The organism is Pantoea sp. CTOTU49201, from assembly GCF_032054795.1.
GTDB classification, from domain to species: Bacteria; Pseudomonadota; Gammaproteobacteria; order Enterobacterales; family Enterobacteriaceae; genus Pantoea; species Pantoea symbiotica.
In genome coordinates, this window is record NZ_DAMBSA010000258.1 from 2,169 (window position 1) to 6,925 (window position 4,757).

The following is a 4,757-nucleotide window of genomic DNA, read 5'->3' on the forward strand; positions in this document are numbered from 1 at the left end:
CCGGTCGCACGCGTAGCGTCATTGGCACGCAATCGCTGGTGAACGCCGGGATTCGCAATCCGGTGTTCGCGCTGCGCAATGGCACCATCGGCTGGACGCTGGCCGGACATGCGCTGGATCAAGGCCAGTCGCGTCGTTATGGCGATACCAGCGAAACGGCTCAGCGTCAGGCGGCGAACAATGCGCGCAGCATCGCCGATCGCGCCGGTGTAGAACGTATTCCACTTGCCACGCTGAAACGCTGGCAGCAGGAGACGCGCACCACTTATCTGTTCGATGTACGTAATGCCGACGAGTACGCCGCCGGGCATTTGCCGGGCAGCCGTCACGTGCCGGGTGGTCAACTGGTGCAGGAGACCGATCATTACGCCAGCGTGCGCGGTGCACGCATCGTGCTGATTGATGATGACGGCGTGCGCGCCAATATGACCGCATCCTGGCTGGCGCAGCTTGGCTGGCAGGTTTCGGTGCTGGAGGAGCTGCAGGCCAGTGATTTCAGTGAAAGCGGTAACTGGAAAGCGCAGGTGCCGCCCGTCGCTCAACCCGAATTCATCTCACCGCAGCAGTTAGCGGAATGGTTGCAGGAAGGGCAAACGCAGGTACTGGATTTCACCACGCGCGCAAACCATCTCAACAGCCATATTCCGGGCGCGGCCTGGTTGCTGCGCTCTACTCTGCAACAGCAAGGCAAAGCGTTGTTGCCGGAGGCGCGTCGCTATGTATTAACCTGTGGCAGCAGCCTGCTGGCGGGCTATGCGGTGGAACAGGTGGCTGAGCTGACCGGTAAACCGGTGTTTGTGCTGGAAGGCGGTAACGCTGCCTGGCGCGGCGCGGGTTTGCCAACGGAGCAAGGAGAGCAGCAACTGCTGTCACCGGCCATCGATCGCTATCGTCGCCCGTATGAAGGCACCGATATTGAGGCGGGCGTGATGCAGGCGTATCTGAACTGGGAATACGGTTTAGTGGCGCAGCTGGATCGCGATGGCACGCATGGTTTCCGTGTTCTGCAATTGCAGCCGCAAGCTGTTACGGCCTGACAATAATTCCGCGTTATGCAGTAATGTGGTCGCCATGAATGGCGACCCTACAAACGACAAAACCGCAATTTATTGCGTGGCGTTTAGAAGGTGATTTTTTGAATGTGTTCAGAACGAACAGAGATTTGGTGGAGATAAGCGGGATCGAACCGCTGACCTCTTGCATGCCATGCAAGCGCTCTCCCAGCTGAGCTATACCCCCACATCTGGAAATCATTTTTCGGTCAAACCGTTGGGAGCGGTTTGGTGGAGATAAGCGGGATCGAACCGCTGACCTCTTGCATGCCATGCAAGCGCTCTCCCAGCTGAGCTATACCCCCGAACCGAAAAACTGCCGAGTAAACTCGACGGACGGGATAATATGAAACCGCCTCTTGAGTGTCAACGTCAAATTCTCGTTCTGTGTTTGATCGCTGAAAAAGGCGTCAACCCCGCGTCAGCATGGCTTTTATTTCTACACTTCATCCCAAATCGCCTCTATTTATATGCGCCATCCTGCAATGCCACCAAACCCAACCTCAACCCAGCGTTAATTTAAGGTTAAAGATGTTAGTAGCAGTCTTGTTTTCGTTAAAAGTGCGTGTAAAACTTAGCGCGCTAATTAACCGGTCATCCTGCCAGGGTGTTCTCTCAATGACCGGCCAGCAACGTCCCCATTAATCCATATAAGAAAAGTGAATTATGTCGCTGCATACACCTAAAGAGATCGCCCAACTGGCGATTCAAGCTGGCGTGGCTAAAAGCCGCCTTCCTATCTCCACCTTGTTAATTCTTGGCTTTATGGCCGGTGCGTTTATCGCTACCGGTTTCCTGCTTGATCTGCATGTGATTAATCAACTGCCTGCTGAATGGGGCTCATTCGGCGTGCTGCTCGGCGCTGCGGTGTTCCCGGTCGGGTTGATCATGACGGTGCTGGCGGGCGGTGAGCTGCTGACCGGCAATATGATGACGATGCCCATCGCCTGGTTCGCTCGTCGCATAAGCGGCTTCAGCGTACTGCGTAACTGGTTTTGGGTTACCGTCGCCAATTTTATTGGCAGCGTTGCGGTAGCATGGTTTTTTGGTCACATGCTGGGCATGACCGAAGGCGATTACCTGAAGAAAACCGTGGCGATTGCGCACGCTAAAGTGAATGCCGATTTCCTGCACGCCTTTATTTCCGGCGTAGGCTGCAACTGGCTAGTGTGTCTGGCGGTGTGGCTCGCCTTCGCCAGTAAAGATGTGGTGGGTAAAATCTTCGGTATGTGGTTCCCGGTAATGGCGTTCGTGGCGATTGGCTTCCAGCACGTTGTCGCTAACATGTTTATTGTTCCGGCGGCGATTTTTGCCGGCCAGATGAGCTGGGCGGAGTTTGCGCCAAACGTAATTGCGGTGTTCCTTGGTAACGGCGTGGGCGGTGCAATTTTTGTTGGCCTCACCTATTTCATCGCTTTCCGTCCTGAACAACCCGCAGTGAGCGAAGCGCAATAACCGAATTTTGCCTTTTGTTGGAGAGCAGAAGGCATTTTCTGCCCAGGTTACTTTTCCCCGTTACGTTTTGTTGTAATATGTAGAGCTAATGTATTTAACAGGGATTGCATCGTGAAAAAGGAATGGCTTACCCCCGAGGAGCTCGCGCTGGAAACGGGCTACAGTCGGCAAACGGTGAATAAATGGATTAAACGTGAAAACTGGACAACTACGCCAAAGCCCGGTGTTCAGGGCGGTAAAGCGCGATTGATCCATATTGATGAGCGTGTAAAGAGCTTTGTTCAGTCCACCCGCCACGCGAACGAACCGGCGGCTAATTACGGTGCACAACAAAATACGTTACCTGCGTTATTAATAAATTCTGTCCAGCAAATGACGGCAGCGGAGCAAGAGCAATTTGCGGCGTTGTTATTGCGGGAGGGAATTCGAGGCGTACTGGAGCGTCTGGGGATTCAGGAAGAATAAATAAGCCGGAAGCAGATGCTTCCGGCTTTTTCATATTATGCGTTTGCTTCACGCTCAGCGATGAAGGCCAGCGCTTTCTCAATACGCGCAACGCTGCGGCTGCGACCAATCGCTTCCACCGTCACATCCAGCGCCGGTGACTGGCCTGAACCGGTCACTGCCACACGCAGTGGCATACCCACTTTGCCCATGCCCAGCTCCAGCTCATCTGCCGCAGACTGAATAGCATGATGCACATTCTCAGCGTTCCAGTTGCTGTCGCTGATGGCGGCCAGTTTGTCGCGTACCACTTCCAGAGGCTGACGCGCGACCGGACGCAGATGCTTTTTCGCTGCGTCAGCATCAACGGCTTCAAACTCTTCGTAGAAGTAACGGCAAGATGCCGCGATCTCTACCAGAGTTTTGCAACGCTCGCCCAGCAAGGTAACCAGCTTAGCCAGTTCCGGACCAGTTCGGGTATCTATCTTTTGCTGCTCAATATGCCATTGCAGCTGCGTAGCAACATATTCTGGCGGCAGCGTATTAATGTAGTGATGGTTCAGCCACTGCAGTTTTTCAGTATTGAAAGCACTGGCCGATTTGCTCACCGCATCCAGAGTGAACAGCTCTGCCATTTCCGGCACGCTGAAAATCTCCTGATCGCCATGTGACCAGCCGAGGCGCACCAGATAGTTGAGCAGCGCTTCCGGCAGATAACCGTCATCGCGATACTGCATCACGCCGACAGCGCCATGACGCTTAGACAGCTTCTTACTGTCATCGCCAAGGATCATCGAGACGTGCGCGTAGGTTGGCACTTCTGCACCGATCGCTTTCAGGATGTTGATCTGGCGTGGCGTGTTGTTGATATGGTCTTCACCACGAATCACGTGAGTGATACCCATATCCCAGTCATCCACTACTACACAGAAGTTGTAGGTTGGCGAACCGTCGGTACGACGAATGATCAGGTCATCCAGTTCCTGGTTGCTGAATTCAATCGGGCCACGAATCTGATCGTCAAAGATGACAGAACCATCCTGCGGGTTGCGGAAGCGCACCACGCACGGCTCATCAGCAGCGTGATGTTCATGGCTGTCGCGGCAGCGGCCGTCATAACGCGGCTTTTCGCCTTTTTCCATCTGCTCTTCACGCAGCGCATCAAGACGTTCTTTACTGCAGTAGCATTTATAAGCCGTGCCCGCTTCCAGCATGTCGTCGATCACCGCGTTATAGCGATCAAAACGCTTGGTCTGATAATACGGACCTTCATCCCAGTTAAGGCTCAGCCAGTTCATACCATCCATGATGGCTTCAATGGCTTCCGGTGTGGAACGCTCCAGATCGGTATCTTCGATACGCAGAACAAATTCGCCCTTGTTATGGCGAGCATAAAGCCAGGAGTAAAGAGCAGTACGAGCACCGCCTACGTGCAGATAGCCCGTTGGGCTGGGTGCGAAGCGAGTTTTGATTTTCATTCAGCATTGCCTTAAATGCGCAGGTTTCATTGTCTGGATGACAAAAAAACGGGTTAACGCGAAAAAACAGTGCGCACATTCTAGCAGGTGAGGCTGATTCCTCAATGATTGTCGCGGTGGCATCCCGGTTTGCTGTGCGCTTTTCTGCTAATAAAACCAGCACATTGGCGAAAAGCGCCCCACGATGATTATTTTTAAAGCGAACGCACATTTAAGTTTTAAAAACCGTTGACTCACTTTGAAGGATCCCTATAATGCGACTCCACACAGCGGGGGTGATTAGCTCAGTTGGTAGAGCATCTCCCTTACAAGGAGGGGGTCGGCGGTT

The 4,757-nt window shown here is 53.5% G+C and carries 4 protein-coding genes and 2 tRNA genes; 3 read left to right on the forward strand and 3 right to left on the reverse strand.

What is annotated here, in order from left to right; translation table 11 throughout:
- The coding region (locus tag RTY00_RS16780; protein ID WP_312665195.1) for a rhodanese homology domain-containing protein at positions 1–1,037 on the forward strand (1,037 nt) is incomplete at its 5' end.
- A 126-nt stretch (positions 1,038–1,163) separates the two neighbouring features.
- Here the strand turns inward: RTY00_RS16780 and RTY00_RS16785 are convergent.
- Positions 1,164–1,239 (reverse strand) — tRNA-Ala (locus tag RTY00_RS16785).
- A gap of 42 nt (positions 1,240–1,281) precedes the next feature.
- A tRNA-Ala gene (locus RTY00_RS16790) sits at positions 1,282–1,357 on the reverse strand.
- Positions 1,358–1,718: 361 nt separating this feature from the next.
- On the opposite strand from RTY00_RS16790, the gene RTY00_RS16795 reads away from it, so the two are divergent.
- Together RTY00_RS16795 and RTY00_RS16800 are read left to right on the forward strand one after the other, a co-directional pair.
- Positions 1,719–2,507: a formate/nitrite transporter family protein gene (locus tag RTY00_RS16795; RefSeq protein WP_008102137.1), complete on the forward strand. Its 789-nt coding sequence runs from the start codon at positions 1,719–1,721 to the stop codon at positions 2,505–2,507.
- A 111-nt stretch (positions 2,508–2,618) separates the two neighbouring features.
- Positions 2,619–2,972, forward strand: a complete 354-nt coding sequence (locus RTY00_RS16800; protein ID WP_008102134.1) for a YfeC-like transcriptional regulator — start codon at positions 2,619–2,621, stop codon at positions 2,970–2,972.
- Between the two features lie 35 nt (positions 2,973–3,007).
- Here RTY00_RS16800 and gltX read toward each other — a convergent pair whose 3' ends face one another.
- Positions 3,008–4,429 (reverse strand): glutamate--tRNA ligase, encoded by a 1,422-nt coding sequence (gltX, locus tag RTY00_RS16805; RefSeq protein WP_312665196.1) that lies wholly within the window; start codon positions 4,427–4,429, stop codon positions 3,008–3,010.
- Positions 4,430–4,757: the final 328 nt, after the last annotated feature.

Excerpts from the sequence above, each read along its gene's own strand:
- RTY00_RS16795 (WP_008102137.1), top strand. The coding sequence starts at position 1,719 with ATGTCGCTGCATACACCTAAAGAGATCGCCCAACTGGCGATTCAAGCT.
- gltX (WP_312665196.1), bottom strand. The coding sequence starts at position 4,429 with ATGAAAATCAAAACTCGCTTCGCACCCAGCCCAACGGGCTATCTGCAC.